Raw genomic sequence first — 26,653 nt, forward strand, 5'->3', positions numbered from 1 at the left:
CGGCCATTACACGTACCACAGCCAAACACTAAGGCCATCACAGGCAACAAACAAAACAGGCAGGCCAACCGGCCTGCCTGTTTTTTTACAGCCTACGCCTCAACGCCGCAGGCTGTTACGTGCTTTGTGTTTCAGATCACACGGCCAGCAATGCTTTTGAGCTTGTCCAGCAGTTCAGGGTCACGCGCATCGGGGGCTGTAATCAGCGCATATTCCAGTGCACGGTCACAGCCTGCGCTGCACAGACCACGCTTTTTACCACCCAGTGCGGGAATAACCGCCTTGACCAGCGCCTTGGCCTTGGCGGAGTTGGCCTGCATGGTTTTAACAACACTGTCCACCGTCACGTTATCATGTTCGGTGTGCCAGCAGTCATAATCGGTCACCATGGCGACGGTGGCGTAGCAGATTTCCGCCTCACGGGCCAGGCTGGCTTCTGGCATGTTGGTCATGCCAATAACCGAGCAGCCCCATGTACGGTAAAGTTCGCTCTCCGCACGGGTGGAAAACTGCGGGCCTTCCATAACCAGATACGTCCCCTTGCGCGTAGCCTCGATACCCAGCCTGTCGGCTTCGGCCTTGAGCACATCGCCCACGCGGTTACACAGCGGGTCCGCCATGGAAATATGGGCAACACACCCCGTATCAAAAAAGCTTTTGTCCCGCGCAATCGTACGGTCAATAAACTGGTCGATAATCACGAACCGGCCCGGCGGCAGTTCTTCCTTGAGCGAGCCTACCGCAGAGAGGGAAACAATATCGGTCACGCCAGACATTTTAAGCGCTGCAATATTGGCCTTGTAGTTCAGGCGTGAGGGCGGAATAGGATGGCCACGGCCATGGCGGGGCAGAAACACGCATTTTACGCCATCCAGCCGCCCGAATAAAAGCTGGTCGGAAGGCATGCCCCACGGGGTTTCCACCGTGCGCCATTCCTTGTCTTCCAGACCATCAATATCATACAGGCCAGACCCGCCAACCAGACCGATAACGGGTTCTACAACTTCATTTTCTGACATCAGACCAGAGTCTCCGGTTTAAAATCGCAAACAGCACGGCAAGAAAGCACAGATACAGCCCCGCTCCCACACCCAACCTGCGGCGCTGGTCCAGATGAGGGGCAGAAACCCAGGCAAGGAAGGTTGTTACGTCCCGTGCTTCGGCCTGCACATCGGGCACTGTGCCATCTGCGTATTTGACCTCGTTGCCATGCAACGGGGGAGGCATGGCCGTAAAGTGGCCAATGGCATAGGGGTTGGAAAAACCATGCCCGATCTGGCGCACAGGCTGCGGACCGTACCCAACCAGCAGGCCATACAGCCTGTCCGGCCCACCGGGATAAACCTGAAGAATGCGGGAAAGATCGGGCGGCACCACCCCCTGATTAGCCGCCAGAGCCGCTTCCGGCCCGGAATAGGGGGATGGCAGGGCATCATCCGGGCGGGCGGCGCGGTGCCTGAGCCGCCCTTCCGCATCCAGCCCGTTGGGTACCTGCCAGGTAGCCGCCAGTGCGGCCACCTCCGCAGGTTGCAGGCCCATCCCCTCAAAATCGGAAAAATGAAGCTGTGACAGGCTGTGGCAGGAGGCGCAGGACCCAACAAAAACCGCGTAACCACGCTGGACCGCAGTCAGGTCAAAATGCCCCAGAGCACCTGTAAAAGACCAGTGCTGCCGCACGGCTGGAGCAGGCCCGCGCGCAGGTTGCGCCAGCGCACTCCACGCCCACAGCAGACCAGCCCCAATAGCCACACACCGCCGGACCATCATACCCTACCCCCCCGCCACAAACGGCCAGCAAGGGGCAGATAGAGCAGAAAATAGGCGTAATACCCTACCATACCCAGCCGGGCCACCAGCATCCACACCCCCTGCATGTGGTGCAGGCCTGCGCAGGCCACTGCCACGGCAGAGCAGACAGGCAGGCCCGTAAGCCCCAGCCGCACCACCACGGGGGCGCTGTGAGGGACATCCATTGCACGGTCCAGCCAGGGAACTGCAAACAGGACAGCCACCGCTCCGCCAGAGAGCAGCAGCCCCCCCAGCTTGAACGGCACAGCCTGCATCATTCCGTAAAAAGGCAGAAAATACCATTCCGGCTCAATATCAGCCGGGGTGTGTAGCGGATTGGCCGGGCGGTAATTCGCAGGTTCGACGATCAACTCCGGCCAGAAGCACAGCACCCCGACAAAGGCGAGTGCAACCAGCACAATGGCCAGCATATCCCGCACCGTGAAATAGGGGTGAAAAGGCAAAACCCCTGTTGCCCCGGCCGGGCGGGCAGATGGGCTGGAACTCCCCCGCGCATGCACATGGGCAATATGCCCAACCACCACCCCCACGATCAGGAACGCCAGCCCGAAATGCAGGGCAAACATGCGGTGCAGGGTGGGTGTACCGGGGGCGTCCCCGCCCAGAAAAACACCCTCCAGCCACCCGCCAGCAAGTGGGAACGCCCCCACGGCCTTACCCGCGACATCCGCCCCCCAATAGGACATCTGCCCCCAGGGCAGCACATACCCGGCAAAGGCCGTAACCATAACCATGACCAGCAGGGCGCACCCGCTCAGCCACACTCCACGGCGTGGCGGCAGGTAAGAGCGGTAGTACAGCCCCCGCAGCAGGTGCACATACAGGGCCAGCATGAAAAAAGACGCGCCGGTCATGTGCATGCCGCGTAGCAGCCAACCTGCGGGCATGCGGCGCTCAATGCTTTCAACCGAGCCAAAGGCCAGCCCCGCATCGGGCGTATAGACCAGCGTGAGGGTAAGCCCGGTAAGCAGCATAAGGACCAGTATGGCGCATAGGATGGCCCCTATGGTCCACAGCCAGTTCAGGTCCGCAGGGAGTGGCAGGCGGCCATAGGCTCTGGCCCACGCACCCAACCGGCCCTGCCTTGCAGGCTCCGCGCCCTGCCCGTTCTGGCAGACTGGTTTGCCAGCCATTGCACTTCTCCCCCATGATCCACCACACTCGGGCGCACTCCGGTTCCCGTTTAACGATGAACCGGATAATCTTGCAATGACCGGCCCTAAGGCGCACCCCTTGAAAAAATGCCCTGAGCCGATTCTCTGCTGGCCGGGCAGCAGACCAGTATGGAAAGAGTTTACACATGACGCCGACAAAGCCTGCCTCCGTTCCCTCGCACGACAAGCTCAAGGACGCGGCACGCACATGGTTTGAAACTCTGCGTAACCAGATATGCACAGCCTTTGAAACCATTGAGGCAGACGCCGCCGCACAGAACAGCCCGGTACTGCCCGGCCACGAACAGCCCTCCCGCTTTGAACGCAAAAGCTGGAACCGCCTGAATGAAGACGGAACTCCCGGCGGCGGCGGTGTGATAAGCCTGATGCGTGGCCGGGTTTTTGAAAAAGTGGGCGTCAATGTCTCTACCGTGGAGGGAACATTCCCCCCCGACTTTGCGGCCACCATTCCCGGCGCGACCGAAAACCCGCATTTTTTTGCAACCGGCATCAGCCTTGTTGCCCATATGTGCAACCCGCTGGTCCCGGCCGCTCACTTTAACACCCGCATGATCATTACAACGCAGGGCTGGTTTGGGGGTGGGGGCGATATTACTCCCATGTTCCCCGCCAGCGCCGAGGCGCAGGACGATGCCGCCACATTCCATGATGCCTTTGCCAAGGCATGCAATGCGCACGACCCGGAGTATTATCCGCGCTTCAAGGCATGGTGTGACAAATATTTCTACCTTCCCCACCGCAACGAACCGCGTGGCCTTGGCGGTATTTTTTATGACCGGCTGGACAGCGGCAATGCGGAAGAGGACTTTGCGTTTACCAAAGATGTCGGCCTTGCTTTTCTGGATGCCTACCCACGCATTGTTCGTGGCCGGATGATGGAACCCTGGACTCCTGAACAGCGCGATGCCCAGCTTGTGCGCCGTGGCCGCTACGTGGAATTCAACCTGCTGCATGACCGGGGCACGCTGTTCGGGCTTAAAACCGGCGGCAATACGGAAGCCATTCTGATGAGCATGCCCCCAGAGGTTAAATGGCCGTAATAAAACGGCCGTCTTTCTGCCGTTAAGTGCGCATAGTATGGAGGAGCGATAACCACAATGAAGGCTATTGGTGTTTGTCTACTCTCATCCCTGCTTCTTCAATGATGCGTCGCCATCATGGCCTCACCCTGTCCCGCCGCCTGTTTCTGGGCGGGGCACTGGGGAGTATGGCCGCAGCAGCCACAGCCCGCGCGGCGGATGACATACTGGTAGGCCCGGCCCCCACTGCCACGTCTGACCAGACCACAAAGCTGATTGTGGCTGGCAGCGCGGAAACACCCTGTGGCACATGGGCAACCCGGCTGGCCCCGGACATGGCAAAAGAGCTGGAACAACCTCCCTTTGACCTCACCTTCACCACCGGATGGGACGGAGTCACAGGTGCAAACCTGTTTGATGCGCAGGAGCAGCTCAGTTCCGCCTCCAGCACATTACTCGTCCCCGGCACAGCACTGATGGCCGCCATGGCCGGGGATAGCCGCGTACATTACGCCTATCAGCGCTGGTTGCCCGTGTTAACAATATGCCAGCCCTGCGTGGTTGTGGGGCATGTCAGCCTGCACCGCTCACTCGGCATTATTCTAAGCGGTAAAACCACCCGCGTTGCGGTTTCCACCCCCACTGGGCCGGAACTGCCTACTCTTCTGGCCTTTGACCTGCTGGCCCTGCGGCCCCTGCCAGTCAGTGGCTACGCAACACCAGATGCCGCCATGGCCGCCCTGACCGGCGGACTGGTCGATGCCATTCAACTCCCCATGGACGCAGCCCTGAAGGAACGGCTGGACGCACTGGGCGCCAAAGGGTTTATCCCGCTTTTTCTCAACACCGAGGCGCCACCCATGCCAACACCGGCGGATCTGGTGCTGCCCCCCCCCTTCCCGACCATATTGCTGCAAGAACGCAGGGCATCCACCCCGGCTTTTCTGCCGCAGGCATGGCAGGCCATTGCTTCTGCCGCCAGCCTTAAGGCAGCCCTTGTTCTGCCCCTGCTCACACCCCCCGCCAAAGTGGCGCGCTGGCGGCATGCGGCGGAAACGTGTGCTGCCCGACTGAACCTGCAACAGATTGCGCTGGCTAACGGGCAGACTGTACTTTCGGGCACGAAATGCATTGCGTCTTATGGTATGGCCACCCCTGACGTAAATGCGGGCATGGCGTTCCGCCGCTGGCTGGCCCTTAACCTGCCACGCTGGAAGAGCCTTCCCCCCGCGCAGCCCTTACCGCCTGCGCCTGCGCAGTAAAATCCGGACGGAGCCTTTATTCCCCTCATGGGGGTAAGCCAGCCCCAGAATACTGGCACGCATTTCCGGCCGCTCCAGCCAATGGGGCAGTTCGCGCCGTAAAATGCCCCCTTCCTGCCCCGTTCCCAGCCCTGTAATGATTTCCACACAGCGCAGGCCACGATGGGCGGCCACATCCATAAATTCTCTCAGACGCACAAAGGCTTCCTGCGCGACCATGCCGTGCAGGTCCAGACGCTTTTCCACCCGCATGCTCCCCTGATGAAAGCGCCGCCAGCTATAGTCATCCACACCGGGCTGACGCTGGCCAATTTTTTCCGCAATGGGGGGCGCTGGCCTTATTGTTACAGGCGAGACCGCTGGAGCATGGTGGGCTGTTGGGCGCTGCTCCCACAGCAGGCTGCCTGCGGGGCTGACTTTGGGTTGCCTTTTTTTGTAATGTGTCTGCGGGATGGCCGTTACGCTCTCCGGCATGGAAGCGGCTTCCTGACCAAATGCCGTATCCGCCATGGGGGGAACAAGACTGGCGCTGGTCAGAGGAGCCACATCACGCACCACCAGCGCCCAGAGCTGCTTTTCCGCCTCCTGTAACTGACGCCGCCTTTTTACCACCCGGTCACCTATCGCACTTTATTCCAACCAATCCGCTCCGTGCACGATCTGCCACAAACACAAACGGCCCATCCAACAGGCTTTATCACCTGCGGACGAGCCGTTGTTCAAGCACAGAAAGCGGACATCCGCAAAGATGTCCGCCCCGTCTGCTCCTGTTTACTGTTTGATATCGGTCAGTTCATGACCTTCATACTTGCCGGTCAGGGTCTGCAGGAACGCCACAATATCCGCTACATCCTGATCAGACGGATTGCTGTCCGGCGTCTGGTAGCGCGCCATTTTACGCACGGCTTCATCCAGTGTTTTTACGCTGCCGTCATGGAAGTAAGGCGCAGTCAGCGCAATGTTGCGCAGGGTGGGCACTACAAAGCGGTTCTGGTCCAGCTTGTTGTGGCTGATGGCATAAATGCCCTCATCCGCATCTGTCAGCTTGCCGCCGCGATCCTTGAAGTAATCGGACTCCAGCCCCATGACTTCATAACCACCGCCACCGACGTCAATACCGCTATGGCAACCCGAGCAGCCAATGGCCTTGAACCGCTCATAACCACGCCTGGCCTGCGGGCTGATCGCATCCTCCTTGCCCTTGAGGTATTCATCAAACGGGCTGTCCGGCGTGATCAGGGTTTTTTCATACTCGGCAATGGCCTGCGTAATGGTCTGCTGATCAACCTGCACGTCCGGGCCAAAGGCGGCCTTGAACATACCGGCGTAATCGGGGTCTGTCGCCAGCTTTTTGGCGACTTCCGACCAGTCATGCGACCCCATTTCCAGCGGGTTCATAACCGGGCCTGCGGCCTGTGCGGCAAGGTCTGGCGCACGGGCGTTCCAGAACTGGGCGATCTTGAAATACGCATCATACACGGTTGGCACGTTAATCGGGCCTTTCTGGCCGCCAATACCGGTTGCGGTTACCAGATTATCCACCCCGCCCTTGTCCAGCCCGTGGCAGCTTGCGCAGTTGAGCGTGTTGTCGCCTGACAGTTTTTTGTCAAAAAACAGCTTTTTGCCCAGCGCAACCTTTACAGGGTCCACATCCACGCTTTCCGGCACAGGGCGTACGGGTTCGGCTGCCAGTGCCTGGGTTGCACCCGTATTGGCGTAGTATTTACGCCGGGTCTGCTGCACCCATGCCAGAATATCCTGCCGCTCGGCATTGGACAGGTGCGCATGCCAGTGCAGCAGCAGGTACTGTGCCGGGGGCATGCGGTTCTGCACAATGACTTCCTCAATGCGCGACAGCTCTTCTTCCGATGGCGGCGTGCCATGCTCAAACGCATGCAGAACAGGTTCCATACGGAAATGGCGCAACCCCTGATCGCGATCCCTTTCCATAATCGTGTTCGCCACTGGCAGACGGAAGTAAAAAGGCAGGTCCCGACCTGTTGCATGGCAGTAATCGCAGCGCGCTTCATTCAACGCATTAAACGCAGCCAAAGCAACGGGGTCTTTATGTGTTGGTGAAGCTGGCACAAGTTCTGTTGCCGTTACATGGTCATAATGCTGCAAAAAAGCAACTGTACCGCCATATGCCAGCAGACCAACCCCTGCCAGAGAGACTAATATACGTTTCAAACCCCGATCCCCCGGTTCTATTTCTTTCTCTTATACATTTTATTCATTCCTGCGCCCGTTGTGTTTGATGCACATCAAAATGTCAAAACGATTATTTTTATCGTAATAATAGATAAATCCGATCAGGCGAGCGGGCTGTTCACCAGATCGTGCATAAGCCTTGCCCGGGCTATGGCCACGTACTCCGCATCTATTTCCATCCCCACACCACTGCACCCAAGGCGCTGGGCGGCCAGCAGGGTGGTGCCGGTGCCCATAAACGGGTCCAGCACCCGGCAGCCGGATTTGCCGTGGAGCAGAATGCACTGTTCGGGCAGGGCTATGGGAAAGGTGCCGGGATGATCAAATTTTTCCGCCCGCCCACGCACGGTCTCATAAGGGATAAACCACGCATCCCCCCGGCAGCGGCGGTCCTGCTGGTGGCCACGGCGGGCTATGTTGGTTTTGTCCTTGTAGGGCACACCCGCGCTCAGCCGGTCCAGCGGCACATCCCCATCAAGCGTGAAGTGAAAAAGATGTTCATGCCCACGGTGCAGATAGCGCTGGCTGTTCATGGGTTTAAAATGGCCAAAGCTATCCTCCCCCACGGAGATGGATTTGACCCATGAAATATGGTTTTGCAGCACAAACAGGTCGCGCAGGCGCACCGCCAGCTCAAAAGGCAGCCATGGCTGGGCGGATGAGCCAGAAATATTCAGAAAAAACGATCCGTCCGGCTTAAGCACCCGCTGCAACTGTGTTGCAACCGTCATCATCCAGTCCAGATAATCGTTTTCTTCCCGCCGGTCGGGGTAGCTCCTGTAGGACAGGCCAATATTATAGGGGGGGGACGTAACAATCACATCCACGGTTTCGGCCTGCATCCGCCGCAACGCGCGCAGGCAGTCGCCTAGAACAATGTCCTGACGACCAACCTTATAGCGTTTTGCCCGTGTGGGCGGGGTGGTGGAACCCGTGACCGGTTTGTCCGCACTCACGCACTACGCGCCGCCGCAAGACGCCAGCCACTGCCACCAACGCCCAGCAGGCGCTCCAGCGTCCACATATCAGAAAACTCGGTTACAGCATCCGTACCGGTGACCGGCTGGCCTGCCTGATCTTCCACCAGACTGATCTGGTCGGAAACAATACGCACATCAATGGCCACGCCCAGCCCAACGTCCAGCTTTGTCAGCCGTACGTCCTCGATGGCAAGCGAGCGCACGGCCTGAATGTCTGTGCGCTGTTTCTGCCCCGCAGCTTCGCGCGCGGTGATGGCAGCATCGAACGAGTTATAGGCCGCAGGTGTCAGGTAAGTTTTGAGCACATCCCGGTTGCCCTGCGCGTAGGCTTCCACAACCTGTGCGAACACGGTCTGCACACTCATCAGAAACTGCTGGGGGGTAAACCCTGTGTCCTGCTGGTGAATCTCGACCAGCAACTGCCCGACCCGCGTACCGGAGGATGGCACATCATACTCAACGGCGGGGCCAGCCAGTTCCACCCTGTTTTCCACCACACGGGGCGCTGCCTCCGCACGGGGGGGAACAGGCATGGTGGGGGGCTGGATGCCAACGCGCCTACCCAGAACACTCCGCAACCGCAGAGCCAGAAAAGCGGCTACCAAAGCCAGAAGAACCAGATCGACCGGGAAGTGGTCGAGAGAAAAATCCATCTGTTAAACGTCCACCAATCTGCCTGCACACAGCGTTTGCAGGTTTGTATATTATTACGGGAAGGGCACTTTCCCTCGGGCTCTCATTATCACATAGTCATGACAGCGCGCGGATACAATGAATACCAGTCCATCCGCCCTTGTAAAAGACCATTCCTGTTTTAAAAACCCCTCAGGCTACCATGATCATCCTGCGTCATTGCGAAAGTGAGTTCAACCGCCTGTATAACCTGAGCGGGCGTGACCCCAGCGTGCCCGACCCCGCCCTTTCCGCCCAGGGGCAGGACCACGCCTATGCGCTGGTGGATGAACTCCGGCACAAAAACATCACGCGTATTCTGGTGTCGCCCTTTACCCGTACCCTGCAAACCGCCACCCCCATTGCCCGCGCACTGGGCCTTACGCCGCAGGTAACGCCCCTTGTGCGCGAACGGGGCATGTATTCGTGCGATGTTGGCTCCCCCGCCTCTGTGCTGACGCGGGACTGGCCACAGCTTGATTTTGCCCATCTGCCGGAAAAATGGTGGTCTCCCTTACCGGAGTCCGACCGCGCACTCACCCTGCGGGCGCAGCAGTTCCGCGAGCAGATGCGCACGGACGCGCCCCATGAGCACACACTGGTTGTGTCGCACTGGTGGTTCCTGCTCGAACTGAGCAGCCAGAGTCTGGAAAACGGGGACTGGCTCCATCTTACCCCATAAAAAAACAAACGTCCTTATCCGCACACCTAACATGGGCCCCCAGCCCTCAAAGACCCGGATTGGAGTGTTGGCTAACCCCGCATGTCATGCTACCGCCTTAAGGGAACCCAATACGTTTGAGAGCAGGAAGCTGTCATCAATGTCCGATACTGCCCAGTCCGTTCCCCCCGCCCTGCCACTGGCCATTAACCTCCAGTACACGCGCGATCTTTCCTTTGAAGTGCCCGTTGGGGCAGAAATCTTTGCCACCCTGCGCGCTCAGCCCCAGATCAGTGTCAACATCGATGTGCAGACCAGCCGCCTGCAGAGCGATCAGATGGTTTACGAAGTCACCCTGAGCATCAAGGCCGAAGCCAAGGAAGCCCCGGAAACGGAAAACGGCCCCGCCGGGCGCACGGTGTTCCTGACCGAACTGGTTTATGCCGCAGTTGTCACCCTGAGCAACCCGCCGCCGGAACTGATCGAACCCATCCTGCTGGTTGAAGTGCCGCGCCTGATCTTCCCCTACGCGCGCAACATCATCAGCGATGTCACGCGTGATGGTGGGTTCCCCCCCATTGTGCTGCAGCCGATCGACTTTGTGGCCCTGTGGCAGGCCCGCCGCGCAGAATTCCCCGAAGCAGCAGGCCACGCATAAGTCTCTGCTTTGGGTGTAACAGCGCCTTGCAAAAACCCGGCTCCATTATGGCAGCCGGGTTTTTTTATGTGTTCAGGCTGCCCAGAGCCGCAAGCATGGCCGGGGCATCGGGCGTGGCAGCCACCGTAACCGGCCCCAACCAGCCCGCAAGCTGCACGGCCTGCGCGACCTCGTGCGAAATAACAACGGCGCGCAGGGCCAGCACCTGCGCATACAGGTGGCCACGGGGCACACTGGCCAGCCAGTTCCGGGCACTCCGGGCCGAAAAAAACAGAACCGCCGCAACCTGCCCGGCCTGCAACGCCTGCCCGGCAGGGACGGGAAAATCCACCACCGCACTGGCCCGGTACGCAACCCGCCGTACAACACTAAAACCGTGGCCGCGCAGGCTTTGCGCCAGTTCCACCCCCTGCCCCGCCCCGGAAAAAAGCAGAAGTGTTCCCTGCTCCGGGGAGCACGTACCAACCAGCAGGCGTACGAGCGCCTGCGCATTACCCTTGGCGCTGCACACCGTAACAAACCCGGCCGCCCGCGCTTTTTGTGCAGTGCGGTCGCCCACGGCAAAAACAGGAACGGAGGGGCTGACACTTTCCGCCGCGGCGGCGACTGCCTGCCCACTGGTCAGCAGCAATGCGGCAGGCTGGCGTGGCAAATGCCGCACAAGGCAGGCACACACATGCAGCGCCGGGGCAGGAAGAGGGACCCACCCTGCGCGGGCCACCGCCAAAGCTGTCTCCCCCAACCCCGGCTCTGGCCGGGTGATGAGGACACCACGCGACGACGACAGCAACGAACGCGAAGACGGCGAAGGCATGGAAGACGGCCTGTGTGTGTTTTTACGCGTTTTCCTCAAAAATATCGGCCGGGCTATCCCTGCGCAGGCTGCACCCGAGTTCACGCCCCAGCCGTGCGGCATCTTCGGGCGCACCACTTATGCTGCGCTTGAGCAGGAAGGACCCGTCCTCCCGCGCCACAAGGCCAGTCAGGTGCAGTTTGGGCGTATCCCCCGCCACAACGGGAATAAGCTGGGCATAGCCCCCAATCGGCGTACGGCATGACCCGTCCAGCTCCGCCAGCAGGGCGCGCTCGGCCGTGGCAACGGCGCGGGCTTCGTAATCCTCAATGGCGGACAGCAGTTCGCGCAGTTCAACATCGTCCTCACGCACCGTCACGCCAACAATGCCCTGCCCGGCGGCGGGCACCATAACGGTGGGAGAAAGCACGATGCTGGCCCGCTCGGCCATGCCAAGGCGGCGCAGGCCAGCCAGCGCAAGCAAGGTGGCATCGCACTGCCGGGCGGCAAGCTTGTCGAGTCGGGTCTGCACGTTGCCGCGTAGCAGGCCAAACTTAAGGTCGGGGCGTACATGCAGCATCTGCGCCTGACGGCGGACAGAGGCACACCCGACCAGAGCGCCTTCGGGCAGGGCCGAATACGGATCATCCGGATCGGACTGTTCCAGCCGGGGGCCAAGGATCAGCGCGTCCCGTGCATCTTCGCGCTTGAGCGTGCAGGCCAGCACCAGACCGGGGGGGAGTGTTGTTTCCAGATCCTTGAGGCTATGCACGGCAAAATCAATCCGCCGGTCTACCAGAGCCTCATGAATTTCCTTTGCAAACAGGCCTTTACCACCAATTTCCGCAAGCCTGCGGTTTTGCACCTGATCACCCGTGGTGTTGATCTGGTGTTCCTGAAAGGCGTTCATGTCCCGCAAGACGGGGCAGAAGCGCGTCAGCGTGGTCAAAAACGCGCGTGTCTGGACCAGCGCCAGAGGAGACCCACGCGTGCCCACGCGCAAAGGCAGGGAGTGACGTCCCGAATGACTACCCGCCTTTTTCTGGCGTGCAGCCGCTTCTGCGGCAATCTCCTGCAAGGCGGGAGAAAGGACAGGTGAGGAAGGGTAGGCTGAATCCATAAGATGTGTCTATTACCGGGAATGGAGAAAGGACAAGATACGATGAAGCCCGGCTGGTCTGAAAAACTTGCGCGACCGGAAAAACATTCCGCCCCTCCCCATCCGTTGCATTCATGCAAGAATACCGCTTTTTTTATGGTGCGTCCATGAGTGACCTTTCCGCCACCCATCAGCCCTCCGGGCCTGTTCTGGCCATTGAATCCTCCTGTGACGAAACCGCCTGCGCCATTCTGGCCCCCGATGGTACCTGCCTTGCCCAGCGCGTTGTCTCGCAGGATGGGCATGCGGATTTTGGGGGGGTCGTGCCAGAAATAGCCGCCCGCGCGCATCTGGCCCTCCTGCCTGCTCTGGTCGAGGCAACACTGGCAGATGCAGGTCTGGCCACCACGGACCTTGCCTTTATTGCCGCCAGCACCGGGCCGGGGCTGATTGGCGGGCTGATCGTTGGCACAAGTTTTGCCAAGGGGCTGGCTCTGGCGCTGGCTATTCCTTTTGTTGCGGTCAACCATGTGGAAGCCCATGCCCTGACCGCCCGCCTGCCCGGTATTGTGCCCGATGGTGCGCCTTTTCCCTACCTGTTGCTGCTGGTTTCTGGCGGGCACTGCCAGTGCATTGCGGTGGAAGGCGTTGGCCGGTACCGCAAACTCGGCGGCACCATAGACGATGCCGCAGGCGAAGCATTTGACAAGGTTGCAAAAATGCTCGGCCTTGGCTGGCCCGGTGGCCCGGCACTGGAAAAACTGGCCCAGATGGGCAACCCGGACGCCATAGCCCTGCCCCGCCCGCTCCTGCACCGGCCGGGGTGTGACTTCTCGTTCTCCGGGCTTAAAACCGCGATTGCGCAAAAACTGGCCCCTTACGGGCAGGCGCCCCTGCCCCACCAGTTTGCCGCCGACCTTGCGGCATCCTTCCAGCAGGCGGTGGCCGATGTTGTGGCGGACCGCATCAACCATGCGCTGGACATGATGCCACAGGCCCGCCTGCTGGTCGCCGCTGGTGGCGTTGCCGCCAACACCACCCTGCGCGCCAGACTGGAGGACGTAGCCCACACGCGCGGCCTGCGCTTTGCCGCACCTCCGCTCCGGCTCTGCACGGATAATGCCGTTATGGTCGGCTGGGCAGCCCTTGAAACATGGCGCGAAAGCACTGAACGCGGCCTGCCCGCACCCAACAACACAACCCTGCGCCCACGCCCGCGCTGGCCACTGGAAGACATGGCCCAGCGTTTTGAACCCGATCAGGCCTCCGCATGAACTATCGCCACATCTACCACGCAGGCAATTTTGCCGACTGCATGAAGCACACGTTGCTGGTCAGCCTGCTCCAGCATTTTCTGCGCAAGGACGCGCCTTTTCTGGTGCTGGACACCCATGCCGGTATTGGCCGGTATGACCTTGAAAGCCCCGAGGCCGAAAAAACCGGCGAATACCAAAGTGGCATCGGCAGACTATGGGCAGAAGCGCCAGACAGCCCGCTTGCCCCGTGGCTGGAGCTGGTACGCAAGGCTGGCGGGCCACGTTTTTACCCCGGCTCCCCCCTGCTGGCATCGCTCATGCTACGCCCACAGGACCAGTTGATCTGCTGCGAAAAACATCCGGTGGACAAGCGGGCACTGTACCGCCTGTTTGCAGGCCAGCCCAACATAAGCGTGCATGAGCGCGATGCGTATGAGAGCCTGCGCGCACTCCTTCCCCCCAAAACAGCAAAACGCGGGCTTGTGCTGATCGACCCGCCATTTGAAGAGCCGGGGGAATTTGACCGCCTAGCCGAAGCACTCCAGACCATTCGCACCCGCTTTGCCGCGGGCATGATTGCGGTATGGTACCCCATCAAGCACAGAACACCGGTGCGCCAGTTCCATACCAGCGTGGAGCTGGCCGGGCACCGCAACGTGCTGGTGGCGGAACTGCTGATGCGCCCCCCCCATAACCCCGATGCCCTCAATGGGGCGGGGTTACTGGTCATCAAACCACCTTACGGCTTTGCAGCACAGGCACAGCAGCAGCTTGAGCGGCTGAAAACGGCACTTGGTGCGTTTGACGCAACAGTGAGTGAACTGGTGCCTGAATAAACCCTCACCCCCTTTTTTTGCGTAAAGAGGCTTCATACCTCAGCCGAAAGAAGGGGCGTGGGTATTGTGCGCAAGGGAGACCGCCCTGCTTAAGCGGGGCGACTGACATCCTTGAGCATGCTGTGCCACATATCTGTTGCAAAACCCTGTACACCTGCGGCCAGAATCTGCACGCCAATGCACAGCAGAACCAGTGCCGCCAGCCTGCTGACAATCCGCGTGCCGGTTACACCCAGCATGGATACCAGTTTTTCCGAGCTGGAATACGCAGCCCACACGATCAGCACCACGCAGATAGCAGCAACAGTCGTACCCGCCGAATATGCCCAGAAGGATTGATCCGACGGACAACCCGACCCCAGGGCAATGGCCACGGCAATGGTGCCCGGCCCAACGGTAAACGGCATGGCCAGTGGAAAAAACGCAGCATCCGCCCAGTTGGGCGACATAACGGTGCGCCCACCCTGCAGGGCCTGTTTTTCCTTCTGCGCTTCCACACTTTCAGGGCTTTGCAGCAGGGCCCATGCCCGCACGGCCACAACCAGACCACCCGCCACACGCAGGGCGTTAACGGTCACGCCAAAAAACGCCAGCACAAGGCTGCCAAACCACAGGGAGGCAATAATCAGCACAAAGGAATAAAAAGAGACAAGCCGCGCAAGCGCCATGATCTCGCGCGGCGCGCGACCATCGGACGCCTGAGCAAAAATAAGAGCCGCGCCAAATGGATTGACAATGGAAAACAGGGCGGGAAAAGCCAGCAGAAAGGAAGAAATCCCTGTCCTGACCATACTCCCGCTTAATAGAATCCCGGGAAGATGCGCCGACATAACCCTATCCGAAACTCCAACACAAACATCTTCCAGCCCATAAGCCGATCAAAGGGGAACGTGGGTTACGTCCCGGTTAGCTTTATAGGTTTTTACAAAACGCGATACCAGAGCAATATCCTCCGGCGGATAACACAGATGCGTATTGCTGCCATCTTCAAGCGGCCACACATTCAGCCCGATGTCGTTGTAAATCCGGATAAAGCTGCCCCCCACCTGCCAGAAGGCAAGCCGCAGCCCCTGCTGCAAGGCCAGATCCCGCAACCGCCAGATGGCCGAAATGCTGTCATCCTCCCCACCGGCAGGGTCCCCCAGCCCGACGAGTAGGTTCCCACGGTGGATAAAGGGAATAACCGCATCCCCTGCCTCCCCCTCCACAAAGCCTTCGGGCTTCATGTCTGCAATGTCAGGCAGGGCGTGTTCGAGCGTTCCGTAATGCTCGGCCATATCCTGCGTCCATGACTGGATAGGAATACGGGCAGGCCACATCAACCGTGCCAGCACGACCAGAGCCAGCAGCACCGCCAGTGCCACGGTCCAGCGTACGGCCCCATGCGCGGGGGAGGCAAGAATAAGCTGCCACCAGCTCCCCGCCCCGGCATTGCGCGTGGCCAGAGCAATAATGCAGGCAAAAAACAGCAACAGACACAGAAGATTGGAGCGCGAGAGCGGCTCGCTCAGCAATTCGGCCCGGCGATAGTAGCAGTTCCGGAACGGCGCAATAAACAGCGCGGACAACCCCAGCATAACAGGTACAAAAATTGTGTTCCCACGCAGGAAGGTCATGACCGTTGCCACCAGCAACAGGCCCAGAGCCCCCCGCCATGCCAGCGTTACCCGCTGGGAAAGGCCAATGGCCATGCCAATCAGCGCAACCCCCATAAGGGAGAGCAGATAGTTCCCTCCCACATGCACAAGCCCTGCAAACGTGTCCGGCAGCATGGAAAATTTGGGCATCGGCTCCATAAGCACAAGGCAGAGCAGCAGCACACCACAAAGCGAGACAGCGCCCGTTGCCACGGCAACAGAAAAAGCCGCCTCGCTCTCGCGCACAACCTGACTGGGCCTGCGCCGGACAACCTGCGCATCCTTGCCGCGTTTGCGGTTCTTCTTTTTGGCAAGAGCGGCATCCCCCCGCAGGAACAGCTCATGCCCGGCAAACATCATGCCCGCCAGAAAGAGGGGAATAATGTAGTAAAAAAGGCGGAAAATCAGCACCACACCCAGAATCTGGGGGGCAGGCATATACGGGCCGAGCGCCAGCAGCATGGCCCCATCAAACACCCCCAGCCCGCCAGGCACACTCGCCACCAGCCCCGCCGTGTAGGATGCAATATAGATGGCCAGAAAAGGACCAAAATCCACCCCGCATCCTTTGGGCAGCAGCACAAAAGCTATGCTGGCGGTTGCTGCAACTTCTGCCGTAGCCACCACGGTCTGCATGAAAGCCATGCGGGGGGATGGCAACGCAATGACCCATTTACGGAACCGGAATTCGCGCAGCCAGAAGGACAACCCGATATACCCGGCCACCATCAGCCACAGCAGCCCGCCCACAAAGGCCAGCACCACCTGCGGCACGCGGTTGCCAATACCGGGCAGCACCGAAGGCTCCAGAATAAGCACCGCCCCAATAAGGACCGCAGCCCCCAGAAGGTAGGTGGCGGAGCAAAAGGCAATAATCTGAGTAATGGCAAAGGCGTTAACGCCCCAGTTGCGGTACAGCCTGTACCGGACCGCAGCCCCCGAAACCGCCGAAAAACCAAGGTTATGCGACAGCACATAGGAGCAGAAAGCCGCAAACGCCGCCCGGCGGAAAGGCAAGTGCCCATACCCGACCTGAATGGCGGCCAGCCGGTCGTAAAAAGACAGAATAAAGTAAGAAAGCAGCGTGCAGCCAACAGCCGCCCATAGCTGGAAGGCGGGAATAGCCTCCATGGCCTGCCGGATGTCGGTCATTTTCAGGTGCCGCACCTCATGCTGCACCACAAGAATGGCCGCCACCATCAGCACCAGCCCGACCAGATGGGGAAGATGCCTCAGCCGCTTTTTCCATCCCTTTTCCCCTCCGTGGAGGTCAGGTTGCTGGTCGGGGAGCTGGGGCATCTGTGTCATCTATTGCCTGACCCTGCTTAAACCTGCGTATCTCGCAAGAGGGCGGCGTCTATAAGGGCAATGGTTTCCGGCACACCGTACAGTGCAACAAAACCACCAAAGCGTGGCCCTTCTGTTTGCCCCAGAAGCACCTCATACAGGCAGGCGAACCAGCTTCTGAGCGGTTCAAACCCGTGGCGTTTGCCAATTTCAAACACCAGATTCTGCAAGATGGATGCGTCCGCCGCCTCCCCTTCAAAACCCCGCAGGGTTTCGGCCAGATCCACAAGTGCCGCGCGTTCCTTATCCGTTGGAGCACGGAAGGTTTTGGCAGGGCGGACAAAGTCCGCGTAATAAGCAATGGCATGCTTGACCAGTTCGGCCAGCATGGGATGCGTCTGCGGTGACACGGCACTGTCGTAACGGCGGATAAAGCCCCACAGCACTTCGGGCGTATCCGCATTGGCAACGCTGGCCAGATTGAGCAGCATGCCAAACGGTACGGGGCTTCCTGCATCCTCAGGCACGCTGCCTTTGTGGATGAACCATGCGGGGTTTGCCCGCAGGTCATTCCCTGCCGGGTTTTCTGCCTGAAGGGCGCGCGCCTTGTCCACGTGGGTCAGGTAGTCATCCGCCGTTTTGGGGATCACATCAAAATACAGCCGTTTGGCCCGCTGCGGCTGGTTGAACATGAACTGGCCAAGGCTTTCTGGCGGGGCATAACGCAGCCACTCTTCCACCGACAGGCCATTGCCCTTGGATTTGGAGATTTTTTGCCCCTGCTCATCCAGAAACAGTTCGTAGGTCAGGCCCGCTGGCGGTGTGCCGCCCAGAATTTTGCAGATGCGGCCAGACAGGCGCACGCTGTCGATCAAATCCTTGCCCGACATTTCGTAATCAACACCCAGCGCATACCAGCGCATGGCCCAGTCGGCCTTCCACTGCATTTTGGCATGGCCACCTGTGACCGGCGTTTCAAACACCTCGCCAGTTGCGGGGTCGGTCCAGCGCACTGTGCCTGCCGCGGCATCAATCGCGTCCATTTTAACCTGCATGACCTCTCCCGTACGGGGGTGCAGCGGCAGAACGGGCGAATAGGTTGCCCGGCGGTCCGGCCCCAGTGTGGGCAGGATTACGGCCAGAATCTGGTCGTGTACTTCCAGCACCCGCCGCAGGGCCGCATCAAACCGGCCGGAGGTGTAATACTGGGTGGAGGATGCAAATTCGTATTCAAACCCGAAGCTGTCCAGAAACGCGCAGAGTCGGGCGTTATTGTGCGCTGCAAACGACTCGTGTGTGCCAAACGGGTCCGGCACGCGGGAGAGAGGCTGCCCTATGTACTTCTGAAGCATCTCACGCTGGGGCACGTTATCGGGCACCTTGCGCAGGGCGTCCATGTCATCCGAAAAAGCCAGCAGGCGCGACGGACGGCCCGTAAGCGCCGTATAGGCCTGCCGCACCCAGGACGTGCGCGCGACCTCACCAAAGGTACCGATATGAGGCAGGCCGGAAGGGCCATACCCGGTTTCCAGCAGAGCCGGGCGCTCATCGGCGCCTGTGCTGCTACGTGTTGCAACATGATCGGCCAGTTTGCGCGCCTCTTCAAAAGGCCACGCGCGCGGAAGATCGGAAGCGGATGCTGTTTGGCTATCTGACATGCGCGGGAAGCTATGAATTGCGTGGCACCCGGTCAATGCAAAAACGCGCAGGACACCCTTCGGGGTGTAATTTTTACGCCCATTGACCCCGCAAACACTCCGCTCCATCCTTGCGGGCAGTCAAGAAGCCCAGAACAAAAGGTCAAACCCGAGTCATGCGCCGCACTTCCGCACTCATTCTTATTGGTAACGAAATCCTTTCTGGCCGCACACGGGACGACAACATCCAGTTTCTGGCGCTCCGGCTGGGAGAACTGGGGATTCCCCTGGTCGAAATCCGCGTGATCCCCGACATCAGGGCCACCATCATCAACACGGTCACGGAATTACGCGCCCGCTTTGACGAGGTGTTTACAACCGGCGGCATTGGCCCGACGCATGATGACATCACATCCCCCTGCGTAGCCGAAGCCTTTGGGGTACCGTGGGAAATTCATGCCCCCACCTTTGCCGTGCTGCAAGAACGCTTTGGGCCGGAAAACTTCAATACAGCCCGCCAGCGCATGGCCAAACTGCCCAAAGGGGCAACCCCCATTGCCAACCCCGTCTCCATTGCGCCGGGCTTTAGCATTGGCAATGTACATGTGCTGGCTGGCGTCCCCCGCATCATGCGCGCCATGTTTGAAGAACTGGCCCCGACCTTGCAGAAAGGCGCGCCTGTTTTTTCGCGCACATGGCACACAACGCTGCTGGGTGAGGGCGCGCTGGCCGATGGGCTGGAGGCCATTCAGGAGCGCTTTACCGATCTGGATATTGGCTCTTACCCGTTCCACCGTGAAGGTGGCCACGGCGTGGCTCTTGTAGCCAAAGGTCAGGACAAGCAGCGCGTGAACGATGCGGCACAGGCCATCCACGACCTGCTCAAAGAAAAAGGCGGCTCACCCGTGGAAGGTGAACCGCCTGTCTGATCCGCTTGATACCCGCATCCTGCTGACCGCGCCGGAGTAGTGCGGTCAGGTGTGGTGCGGTTCAGTGCAGGGCTTCACGCCCCATAGCCAGAAACTTCTCGCGGCGCAGTTCCTTCAGCTTTTCCGGCGCCAGCGGCAGCAGGTCTTTCAGCATCGCACCCAGCACACCCCGTACCGCGTCCATAGCGGCGGCCGGGTCACGCTGGGCGCCCCCCACGGGTTCGGGAATGATCTGGTCGATCAGGCCAAGACGCTTGAGGTCCTGAGCAGTCAGACGCAGCGTTTCCGCTGCCGTGCTGGCCTGCTTGGGGTCACGCCACAGGATGGAGGCACAGGCCTCGGGCGAGATAACGGAGTAAATGGCGTGTTCGAGCATAAGAACCCGATCCCCAGCTCCCAGCGCCACCGCACCACCTGACCCACCTTCACCAATAACCGTGGCGATCAGGGGAACAGGAGCGTCAAAACAGGTCGCAATGGAGCGGGCAATGGCTTCGGCCTGCCCACGCTGCTCCGCATCAATGCCCGGCCATGCGCCTGCCGTATCAATAAAGGTGAGAATCGGCAGATTGAACTGGCCAGCCATCTTCATCAGCCGCTGGGCCTTGCGGTAGCCTTCGGGCCGGGCCATGCCAAAGTTGTGCTGGAGCCGGGTTTCCAGGTCCGAGCCGCGCTCGGTTCCGATTACCATTACGGGCATGCCATCAAAACGGCCTATACCACCAATAATGGCCTTGTCATCCCCAAACAGCCGGTCGCCTGCCAACGGCGTAAAATCCGCTATGAGCCGACCAATATAGTCCTGCGTGTGCGGACGCTGGGCATGACGGGCCACCTGCACTTTCTGCCAAGGTGTGAGCTTGGCGTAGATCGTGCGCAGGTGCTTTTCCGCCTTATCAGAAAGGCGGGCCGTCTCTTCTTCTATATTGACCCCTTCGGGGTCGGTCATCTGCCGCAGTTCGTCGATCTTGTTCTCGAGTTCGGCGACGGGCTTTTCAAATTCCAGAAACTGACGCATGAGCAAAGCCGATAGCACAATGGCGCTTAAAGCCAAGTCACTTCGTGCATCCAAATGTGTTCTGGATGTGCTTTTTACGCTCTCAATCGTCCAAAGCCGTGTTTTGGGAGGCTGAGAGCGGGTGATGTTCGGCCACAACCTGCCGCAGCCGCTCGGTCTGCACATGAGTATAAATCTGGGTTGTGGCGATATCCGCATGCCCCAGCAGCATTTGCAGCGCACGCAGGTCCGCCCCATGCGCAAGCAGGTGGGTCGCAAAGGAATGGCGCAACACGTGGGGGGAAAGACGCGCAGGGTCCAGCCCGGCCTTTAACCCCACATCATGCAGAATCCGGTCAAAAGCCTGCCGGGTCATGGCCCGTGCGGGGTCGCGTCCGGGAAAAAGATAGGGGCTGTTCAGCCCTGCATCGGCCTGCACAAGCGCACTGGCCGCCTGCCGGGCACTCCCTGAAAGCGGGACAAGCCGCTCCCGCCCGCCTTTGCCGCGCACGCTGAGCATGCGCTGGTCCCCCGCCAGAGCCTGCCGGGGCAGCACCAGCAGCTCAGAAATCCGCAACCCCGACGCATACAGCAGTTCCAGCGCTGCCCGCGCCACCAAAGCCCGACGCTTTTTGGTGGGGGAGGCTCCTTCTGGCTCCACGCAGGCATCAAGCAGGGCCAGCACTTCCGATTCGGACAAAAAGCGTGGCAGAGCCTGCTCCGCACGGGGGGAATCGAGGTGCTCGGCCGGGTTATCCGCCCGCAGGCCCTCACGCAGTAAAAACAGGTAGAACTGCTTTATGCACGACAGGCGGCGCGCCACGGTACGGCGCGACTGCGCCTGTGCGGACAGGTCCGCCAGCCAGCCACGCAGGCCGTCAGCACTCGCCGTGCGCAGGGTCTGCCCCACGGCCAGCAAACTCTGTGCACAGGATGCAAGATCAGCCTGATACGCCAGCAGGGTATTGGGGGCGGCCGCACGCTCGGCGGCCTGCATTTCCAGAAAAAGCTCTACACAGCCTTCCGCGTTGCTCACGGGTGAGCGGGAGCCTGCACTGTGGGAGAAATGCTGACCTGTGCAGGGGCTGCTGGCACAACAGGCGTTACAACTGGCACAGCAGGAGCCGGAGGTACGGCAACGGAAGGGGTTGTTGCCACCGCTTCGGCCGCAAAAGGCAGGTCATGGTGGACGGGCTGCGGCACGGGCGGCCGACCGGCAACCCCAAGGGCGGCAAAGCCTCCCAGCGCGCCAAGAACAACAACGGCAAAAACGATCAGAACCATACGGCTCATTCGGGCGGGCTCCCCTTACAACAGATATAGGTGTGTTCTTTCTGCTCTATGTTAAGCTAGGCTTTATGTCATCACGTATCTCTCCCCCCTCCCCAACCACAGACCCGCCGCCTATCCCGCTTGATCTGGAGCGGATTGTCCGCAACCCCAGCAGCACGGGCATGACCTCGGGGCGCAGCATTGTGCTGGTCGGCCTTATGGGTGCAGGCAAAACAACGGTGGGCCGCCACCTTGCCGCCAGACTCGGTCTGCCTTTTGTTGACGCCGATGTTGAGATCGAGCGCGCCGCTGGCTGCTCCATTGCCGATGTGTTCCAGCTTTATGGCGAAAGCGCGTTCCGCGATGGCGAGCGCCGGGTGATTCGCCGCCTGCTTGAAGGCCCCCCCATGGTGCTGGCGACCGGGGGCGGCGCGTTCATGGATTCCCAGACCCGCGCTCTGGTGCGCAGGCAGGCGGTTTCGGTCTGGCTGCGCTGCCCGCTGCCCGTGCTGCTCCGCCGCGTGGCGGGGCGCACACACAGGCCGCTGCTCAACACCGCATCCCCCAGAGATGTGCTGGACCGGCTGATGACCATCCGCCACCCGGTCTATGCCGAGGCCGAGATTATTGTCGATTGTGGAGACAACAACGTGGAACACACCACAACCCGCGTTATGGAAGCGCTTGCCCTGTCCCGCCGCCCGTTGCGGCTGCCTGTGTCGCTGGCCAGAACGTCCTATGATGTGGTGATCGGCACAGACCTGATCAGCCGGGCAGGCGGGCTGCTGGCTCCGGTGCTTCCACAGAAAAACGCCATCATCATTACCGACAGCACCGTAGCGCCGCTTTACCTGCAGAAGCTGGAGGATTCGCTGCGTGAAACAGGCGTACGCACCCGCAGCCTGCGCGTAACGCCAGGCGAGCAGAGCAAATGCCTGACCATTTACCAGCACCTGACAGACGCGATTCTGGAACAGGGCGTGGAACGGCGCACAACAATCATCGCCCTTGGTGGAGGAGTCGTAGGGGATCTGGCCGGGTTTGTGGCGGCCACCACCCTGCGCGGACTGCCTTTTGTGCAAATCCCCACCACCCTGCTTTCGCAGGTCGATTCTTCTGTGGGTGGCAAAACAGGCATCAACACACGCTGGGGCAAAAACCTGCTGGGCGCGTTCCATCAGCCTTTATGTGTGCTGGCTGATGTGACCACGCTCAGCACCCTCCCCCGGCGCGAACTGGTTGCGGGGTATGCCGAAATCGTCAAATCCGGCCTGATCGGTGACCCGGCTCTGTTTAACTGGTGCGAAAAACACGGCGCCGCCGTGCTGGACCAGGAGCCTGAAGCACTGGCCGAAGCCGTGCGGCAGGCCTGCGCCTTCAAGGCCCGCGTTGTGGCCGCAGATGAGCGTGAGGAACAGAAAAGCAACGGGCGCGCGCTGCTCAACCTAGGCCATACCTTTGGCCACGCGCTGGAAGCCGAGCTTGGCTACGATGGCCGCCTGCTGCATGGCGAGGCCGTATCCATCGGGCTGAATCTGGCCTTTGCGCTTTCAGTCAGGCTCGGACTTTGCCCGGAGCAGGATCAACTCCGCGTGACACAACATCTGGAAAGCCTGAATATGCCTACGCATATCCGGGACCTGCCCCACACCTTTGCCGTGGAAGACCTGATGGCCCACATGCAACGGGACAAGAAAATGCAGGACGGGCGTCTGTCGTTCGTTCTTGCCCACGGAATCGGTCGTGCCTTTACAACACAGGACGTTCCTGCAGATGCAGTCAGGGAAGTTCTGATCTGTGATGGCGCGCAGGGGTGACAGATAGACGGTCTCACACTTTCATTTTGAGGTGTTGTATTTTTGCAATAAGCCTCAATTCCGCCTTATTCTGGCGCGAGAGCATGGCTTAAATCTGCAGTGGCAGAGCTATTGGACACAGTAAACTGAAGCAACTCCAGTGCAGCATGCAGCCAGTTCATGTTCATGCTGCAAAATGAGCTGTTGCAACGAAAGCACTGCTGTGTCTTTTAGTCGACAAGAGTATGAAGGGTCGCCTCTCCCGAATGAGTGGTGACTGCTTTATACGAATTTTTGGTGCATCGGGTGGTCAGTTACGCCAGTAATTGGTAGAACAGGCTCACCTAGATGAAATATTGAGGACAAAAAATGCGTCTCCGCACGGCGTTACTCGCAACAACCCTGATGGCAGCGGCTCCGGCGGCCGCATCCGCCACCACCATCACCGGCCCGTATGTCGACCTTGGCGGCGGCTACGACCTGACCCAGACCCAGACGTTCAAAACCAAAGCTGGTTCTGAACCCGGCTCCAACAAGGTTGGCCACAAAAGCGGCTGGACCGGTTACGGCTCCGTCGGCTGGGGCTTCGGTAACGGCCTGCGCGCTGAAGTGGAAGGCACCTACCTGCGTTCCAACCTGAGCGGCAACACGGGCAATGGCTCGCGCAACCACGGTAAGGATTCTTCCTACGGTGGCTTCATCAACGCTCTGTATGACTTCGACCTGACGAAGTTCGGCATCAACAACGTGCCGGTTACTCCGTTCATCGGTGCCGGTGCTGGCTACCTGTGGACGCAGGAACACCAGAGCTTTGGTTCCGCTCCCGGCTACCGCGGCACGAAGGGTGGCTTTGCTTACCAGGCCATCGTCGGTGCAGCATTCGACACGGGTATCCCTGGCTTCCAGGTGACCGCGCAGTACCGTATGATCGGTCAGCCCGGCTCCTTCCGTAACGGCCAGTTCGATGACGTTCGCTCCGGTACGGACCGCACCAGCGTTGACCATCGCTTCAACCACCTGTTCATGGTTGGCCTGCGTTATGCGTTCGACACGGCTCCGCCGCCCCCGCCGCCGGCTGCTCCGATCGTTGCTGCTCCGGCTCCGCTGCCGGCACGTTCCTACCTCGTGTTCTTCGACTGGGATAAGTCTGTCCTGAGCGCACGCGCTCGTCAGATCGTGGCTGAAGCTGCTCAGGCTTCCACCCACGTTCAGACCACCCGCATCGAAGTTAACGGTTACACCGATAACTCCGCAGCTCACCCCGGCCCGCGCGGCGAAAAGTACAACCTGGGCCTGTCCCTGCGTCGTGCTGAAAGCGTGAAGGCTGAACTGGTTCATGACGGCGTTCCGGCTGCTGCCATCGACATCCACGGTTATGGTGAAGCCCATCCGCTGGTACCGACCGGCCCGAACACCCGCGAACCGCAGAACCGTCGCGTGGAAATCATCCTCCACTAATCGGTCTGCTCCGGGTTTCCTCGGAACAAAAAGGGAGGCACCTTCGGGTGCCTCTTTTTTTATGCCCGCTTGCCCAGAAGCCAAGCCTGCATATTTGATCATTTTTTTATGGAACTTTATTCTCAACAGCTTTTTGCATTACTGCCGATCACCAAGAACAGCGTGGTGATATGATTGTATATTTAAATTTATAGTCTTGAAAAAGCAGATCAGGCGTTTCATGCTTCTGCAAGTCACATTAAAAAACCTTGTATCTTCAGTTACTTGCGGTAACAGGCCGTATAAAATGCTCCGTCATGTCAGGTATTATCAAACATAGAATCACAAACAGCAGGTACCAGCCCTTCGGCCAGTGATATGCTGCCATGCATGCTACTATCTGTTGCATATCCATCACACCTCTTCTGATCATGGCTCTCAATAGGCCTGCGTCACGCTACGCACGGCACGCAGGAAAGGGGCTATCCGCAAGACAGGCCGTTACTGCTCCTTGAGGCATTCCAGAACAGCGTTAAGACGAGGCTTCCATGCCCCCCGTTTTTATATCTTGCCCTGATCATTTTTTTCTGACTTTTGCTGGATATGCGTTCAGTCCTTCCGTTCAGGCCGTCCCCACGTCTTTTACGTTTTTTTAAATTTTGTGTTGTCGGCAGTTTTGGTTTCCTGTGGGACACAGGCTCTGTTTATGCTCTGCGCCCTGTTATCGGGTTAACCGCAGCAACGCTGGCTGCCTATTTTATTGCCACAACGTTCAACTGGATTCTGAACAGTTTATGGACATTCCGTGGCGCTACTCACCACGACCATCCGGTCCTGCAATGGCTGCGATTCCTCTCCGCCAACAGTCTGGGGTTTTTTCTTAACCGTGGAACAGTCTATACGCTGTTTTACCTCTTTCCCCTTTGCGTCCGTTACCCGGTTCTGGCCCTGATCTGCGGCTGTTTTGCGGGGCTGTTCGCCAACTTCAACCTGACGCAAAAACTGGTTTTTCGTGAAAAACCACCCACCTCGGCACTTGAGCTTGCAGAAATGACAGTGCAACTCACCTCCACCGACCCCACACACAACGCAGAGCCATAATCCTGCCCTCTTTCAGAGAAGCACAGGGTGCGCTACATTTACCCACAGGTTTAAGAGAATACTGCGCGTATCACCCGGTCGTAAGCATCATCCATCGCTCTGCGGGAGGATCTTATGCGCTCAACCAGT

At 59.6% G+C, this 26,653-nt stretch carries 25 protein-coding genes; 10 read left to right on the plus strand and 15 right to left on the minus strand.

Annotated features, from left to right (window positions below):
• Positions 1–131: 131 nt before the first annotated feature.
• The 3 genes from HNR55_RS02185 to HNR55_RS02195 are packed head-to-tail and all read right to left on the minus strand — an operon-like array spanning position 132 to position 2,942.
• Entirely contained in the window at positions 132–1,019 is an 888-nt protein-coding gene (locus HNR55_RS02185) for an S-methyl-5'-thioadenosine phosphorylase (RefSeq protein ID WP_166110684.1), read from the minus strand.
• A complete protein-coding gene (locus HNR55_RS02190; protein ID WP_166110687.1) occupies positions 1,006–1,767 on the minus strand; it encodes a cytochrome c1 in 762 nt (253 codons plus the stop codon). The genes HNR55_RS02185 and HNR55_RS02190 overlap by 14 nt, the downstream gene beginning before the upstream one ends.
• Positions 1,764–2,942, minus strand: a complete 1,179-nt coding sequence (locus HNR55_RS02195; protein ID WP_166110690.1) for a cytochrome b — start codon at positions 2,940–2,942, stop codon at positions 1,764–1,766. Before HNR55_RS02195 ends, HNR55_RS02190 begins: the two co-directional genes overlap by 4 nt.
• Before the next feature lie 167 nt (positions 2,943–3,109).
• Between HNR55_RS02195 and hemF the strand changes: the two genes are divergently transcribed.
• Positions 3,110–4,024, plus strand: coding sequence for an oxygen-dependent coproporphyrinogen oxidase (gene hemF, locus HNR55_RS02200; RefSeq protein WP_166110693.1), 915 nt, complete (start codon positions 3,110–3,112; stop codon positions 4,022–4,024).
• A 74-nt stretch (positions 4,025–4,098) separates the two neighbouring features.
• Entirely contained in the window at positions 4,099–5,265 is a 1,167-nt protein-coding gene (locus HNR55_RS02205; RefSeq protein ID WP_166110696.1) for a hypothetical protein, read from the plus strand.
• Here the strand turns inward: HNR55_RS02205 and HNR55_RS02210 are convergent.
• From HNR55_RS02210 to HNR55_RS02225, 4 genes are all read right to left on the minus strand, one after another.
• A complete protein-coding gene (locus HNR55_RS02210) occupies positions 5,242–5,877 on the minus strand; it encodes a Smr/MutS family protein (protein WP_166110699.1) in 636 nt (211 codons plus the stop codon). The genes HNR55_RS02205 and HNR55_RS02210 overlap by 24 nt on opposite strands.
• Positions 5,878–6,036: 159 nt before the next feature.
• A complete protein-coding gene (locus tag HNR55_RS02215) occupies positions 6,037–7,455 on the minus strand; it encodes a cytochrome-c peroxidase (protein WP_184382519.1) in 1,419 nt (472 codons plus the stop codon).
• A gap of 122 nt (positions 7,456–7,577) precedes the next feature.
• A complete protein-coding gene (locus HNR55_RS02220; protein ID WP_184382522.1) occupies positions 7,578–8,432 on the minus strand; it encodes a DNA-methyltransferase in 855 nt (284 codons plus the stop codon).
• The gene (locus HNR55_RS02225) at positions 8,429–9,109 is read right to left on the minus strand and encodes a Tim44/TimA family putative adaptor protein (RefSeq protein ID WP_166110702.1); all 681 of its coding nucleotides are present in this window, start codon (positions 9,107–9,109) and stop codon (positions 8,429–8,431) included. Before HNR55_RS02225 ends, HNR55_RS02220 begins: the two co-directional genes overlap by 4 nt.
• Positions 9,110–9,291: 182 nt before the next feature.
• Between HNR55_RS02225 and HNR55_RS02230 the strand changes: the two genes are divergently transcribed.
• Positions 9,292–9,810, plus strand: a complete 519-nt coding sequence (locus HNR55_RS02230) for a histidine phosphatase family protein (RefSeq protein ID WP_166110705.1) — start codon at positions 9,292–9,294, stop codon at positions 9,808–9,810.
• Between the two features lie 139 nt (positions 9,811–9,949).
• Positions 9,950–10,447, plus strand: coding sequence for a protein-export chaperone SecB (gene secB / locus HNR55_RS02235; RefSeq protein ID WP_166110708.1), 498 nt, complete (start codon positions 9,950–9,952; stop codon positions 10,445–10,447).
• A gap of 64 nt (positions 10,448–10,511) precedes the next feature.
• Here the strand turns inward: secB and HNR55_RS02240 are convergent, their stop codons facing one another.
• The gene (locus HNR55_RS02240) at positions 10,512–11,261 is read right to left on the minus strand and encodes a uroporphyrinogen-III synthase (RefSeq protein WP_166110711.1); all 750 of its coding nucleotides are present in this window, start codon (positions 11,259–11,261) and stop codon (positions 10,512–10,514) included.
• 22 nt (positions 11,262–11,283) lie between these two features.
• Positions 11,284–12,360: a hydroxymethylbilane synthase gene (hemC, locus tag HNR55_RS02245; RefSeq protein WP_166110714.1), complete on the minus strand. Its 1,077-nt coding sequence runs from the start codon at positions 12,358–12,360 to the stop codon at positions 11,284–11,286.
• A gap of 146 nt (positions 12,361–12,506) precedes the next feature.
• Here hemC and tsaD point away from each other — a divergent pair, with 146 nt between their 5' ends.
• Positions 12,507–13,613 (plus strand): tRNA (adenosine(37)-N6)-threonylcarbamoyltransferase complex transferase subunit TsaD, encoded by a 1,107-nt coding sequence (gene tsaD / locus HNR55_RS02250; RefSeq protein WP_166110717.1) that lies wholly within the window; start codon positions 12,507–12,509, stop codon positions 13,611–13,613.
• Positions 13,610–14,431, plus strand: a complete 822-nt coding sequence (locus HNR55_RS02255; protein ID WP_166110720.1) for a 23S rRNA (adenine(2030)-N(6))-methyltransferase RlmJ — start codon at positions 13,610–13,612, stop codon at positions 14,429–14,431. The genes tsaD and HNR55_RS02255 overlap by 4 nt, the downstream gene beginning before the upstream one ends.
• A gap of 89 nt (positions 14,432–14,520) precedes the next feature.
• On the opposite strand, the gene HNR55_RS02260 is transcribed toward HNR55_RS02255, so the two are convergent.
• Genes HNR55_RS02260 through HNR55_RS02270 form a run of 3 tightly spaced genes read right to left on the minus strand, consistent with a single transcriptional unit; the run spans position 14,521 to position 19,013 of the window.
• Positions 14,521–15,261 (minus strand): MarC family protein, encoded by a 741-nt coding sequence (locus tag HNR55_RS02260; RefSeq protein ID WP_166110723.1) that lies wholly within the window; start codon positions 15,259–15,261, stop codon positions 14,521–14,523.
• A gap of 48 nt (positions 15,262–15,309) precedes the next feature.
• On the minus strand, positions 15,310–17,376 hold the full coding sequence (locus HNR55_RS02265; protein ID WP_242005380.1) for a lysylphosphatidylglycerol synthase domain-containing protein: 2,067 nt from the start codon (positions 17,374–17,376) through the stop codon (positions 15,310–15,312).
• A 17-nt stretch (positions 17,377–17,393) separates the two neighbouring features.
• Positions 17,394–19,013: a lysine--tRNA ligase gene (locus tag HNR55_RS02270; protein WP_166110726.1), complete on the minus strand. Its 1,620-nt coding sequence runs from the start codon at positions 19,011–19,013 to the stop codon at positions 17,394–17,396.
• A 155-nt stretch (positions 19,014–19,168) separates the two neighbouring features.
• On the opposite strand from HNR55_RS02270, the gene HNR55_RS02275 reads away from it, so the two are divergent.
• A complete protein-coding gene (locus HNR55_RS02275) occupies positions 19,169–19,921 on the plus strand; it encodes a competence/damage-inducible protein A (RefSeq protein WP_095349027.1) in 753 nt (250 codons plus the stop codon).
• A gap of 61 nt (positions 19,922–19,982) precedes the next feature.
• Here HNR55_RS02275 and HNR55_RS02280 read toward each other — a convergent pair whose 3' ends face one another.
• From HNR55_RS02280 to HNR55_RS02290, 3 genes are all read right to left on the minus strand, one after another.
• Positions 19,983–20,939 carry an acetyl-CoA carboxylase carboxyltransferase subunit alpha gene (locus HNR55_RS02280; RefSeq protein ID WP_166110729.1) on the minus strand — a complete coding sequence of 319 codons (957 nt, stop codon included), beginning with the start codon at positions 20,937–20,939 and terminating at the stop codon, positions 19,983–19,985.
• 82 nt (positions 20,940–21,021) lie between these two features.
• Positions 21,022–21,954: a tyrosine recombinase gene (locus tag HNR55_RS02285; RefSeq protein WP_264813728.1), complete on the minus strand. Its 933-nt coding sequence runs from the start codon at positions 21,952–21,954 to the stop codon at positions 21,022–21,024.
• Entirely contained in the window at positions 21,951–22,211 is a 261-nt protein-coding gene (locus HNR55_RS02290; RefSeq protein WP_166110732.1) for a hypothetical protein, read from the minus strand. The genes HNR55_RS02285 and HNR55_RS02290 overlap by 4 nt, the downstream gene beginning before the upstream one ends.
• Before the next feature lie 65 nt (positions 22,212–22,276).
• Between HNR55_RS02290 and aroB the strand changes: the two genes are divergently transcribed.
• From aroB to HNR55_RS02305, 3 genes are all read left to right on the plus strand, one after another.
• Positions 22,277–24,007 (plus strand): 3-dehydroquinate synthase, encoded by a 1,731-nt coding sequence (aroB, locus tag HNR55_RS02295; RefSeq protein WP_166110735.1) that lies wholly within the window; start codon positions 22,277–22,279, stop codon positions 24,005–24,007.
• A gap of 348 nt (positions 24,008–24,355) precedes the next feature.
• Positions 24,356–25,444, plus strand: coding sequence for an OmpA family protein (locus HNR55_RS02300; RefSeq protein ID WP_166110738.1), 1,089 nt, complete (start codon positions 24,356–24,358; stop codon positions 25,442–25,444).
• Between the two features lie 582 nt (positions 25,445–26,026).
• A complete protein-coding gene (locus HNR55_RS02305; RefSeq protein ID WP_166110741.1) occupies positions 26,027–26,524 on the plus strand; it encodes a GtrA family protein in 498 nt (165 codons plus the stop codon).
• Positions 26,525–26,653: the final 129 nt, after the last annotated feature.

It is taken from the genome of Acetobacter lovaniensis, from assembly GCF_014207635.1.
Taxonomy (GTDB): Bacteria; Pseudomonadota; Alphaproteobacteria; order Acetobacterales; family Acetobacteraceae; genus Acetobacter; species Acetobacter lovaniensis.

Bases quoted from the DNA above. Each gene is read 5' to 3' on its own strand.
- HNR55_RS02185 (WP_166110684.1), bottom strand. From the start codon at position 1,019: ATGTCAGAAAATGAAGTTGTAGAACCCGTTATCGGTCTGGTTGGCGGG.
- HNR55_RS02190 (WP_166110687.1), bottom strand. From the start codon at position 1,767: ATGATGGTCCGGCGGTGTGTGGCTATTGGGGCTGGTCTGCTGTGGGCG.
- HNR55_RS02195 (WP_166110690.1), bottom strand. From the start codon at position 2,942: ATGGCTGGCAAACCAGTCTGCCAGAACGGGCAGGGCGCGGAGCCTGCA.
- hemF (WP_166110693.1), top strand. From the start codon at position 3,110: ATGACGCCGACAAAGCCTGCCTCCGTTCCCTCGCACGACAAGCTCAAG.
- HNR55_RS02225 (WP_166110702.1), bottom strand. From the start codon at position 9,109: ATGGATTTTTCTCTCGACCACTTCCCGGTCGATCTGGTTCTTCTGGCT.
- HNR55_RS02230 (WP_166110705.1), top strand. From the start codon at position 9,292: ATGATCATCCTGCGTCATTGCGAAAGTGAGTTCAACCGCCTGTATAAC.
- secB (WP_166110708.1), top strand. From the start codon at position 9,950: ATGTCCGATACTGCCCAGTCCGTTCCCCCCGCCCTGCCACTGGCCATT.
- HNR55_RS02240 (WP_166110711.1), bottom strand. From the start codon at position 11,261: ATGCCTTCGCCGTCTTCGCGTTCGTTGCTGTCGTCGTCGCGTGGTGTC.
- hemC (WP_166110714.1), bottom strand. From the start codon at position 12,360: ATGGATTCAGCCTACCCTTCCTCACCTGTCCTTTCTCCCGCCTTGCAG.
- tsaD (WP_166110717.1), top strand. From the start codon at position 12,507: ATGAGTGACCTTTCCGCCACCCATCAGCCCTCCGGGCCTGTTCTGGCC.
- HNR55_RS02255 (WP_166110720.1), top strand. From the start codon at position 13,610: ATGAACTATCGCCACATCTACCACGCAGGCAATTTTGCCGACTGCATG.
- HNR55_RS02260 (WP_166110723.1), bottom strand. From the start codon at position 15,261: ATGTCGGCGCATCTTCCCGGGATTCTATTAAGCGGGAGTATGGTCAGG.
- HNR55_RS02265 (WP_242005380.1), bottom strand. From the start codon at position 17,376: ATGACACAGATGCCCCAGCTCCCCGACCAGCAACCTGACCTCCACGGA.
- HNR55_RS02270 (WP_166110726.1), bottom strand. From the start codon at position 19,013: ATGTCAGATAGCCAAACAGCATCCGCTTCCGATCTTCCGCGCGCGTGG.
- HNR55_RS02275 (WP_095349027.1), top strand. From the start codon at position 19,169: ATGCGCCGCACTTCCGCACTCATTCTTATTGGTAACGAAATCCTTTCT.
- HNR55_RS02280 (WP_166110729.1), bottom strand. From the start codon at position 20,939: ATGCGTCAGTTTCTGGAATTTGAAAAGCCCGTCGCCGAACTCGAGAAC.
- HNR55_RS02290 (WP_166110732.1), bottom strand. From the start codon at position 22,211: ATGAGCCGTATGGTTCTGATCGTTTTTGCCGTTGTTGTTCTTGGCGCG.
- aroB (WP_166110735.1), top strand. From the start codon at position 22,277: ATGTCATCACGTATCTCTCCCCCCTCCCCAACCACAGACCCGCCGCCT.
- HNR55_RS02300 (WP_166110738.1), top strand. From the start codon at position 24,356: ATGCGTCTCCGCACGGCGTTACTCGCAACAACCCTGATGGCAGCGGCT.
- HNR55_RS02305 (WP_166110741.1), top strand. From the start codon at position 26,027: ATGCGTTCAGTCCTTCCGTTCAGGCCGTCCCCACGTCTTTTACGTTTT.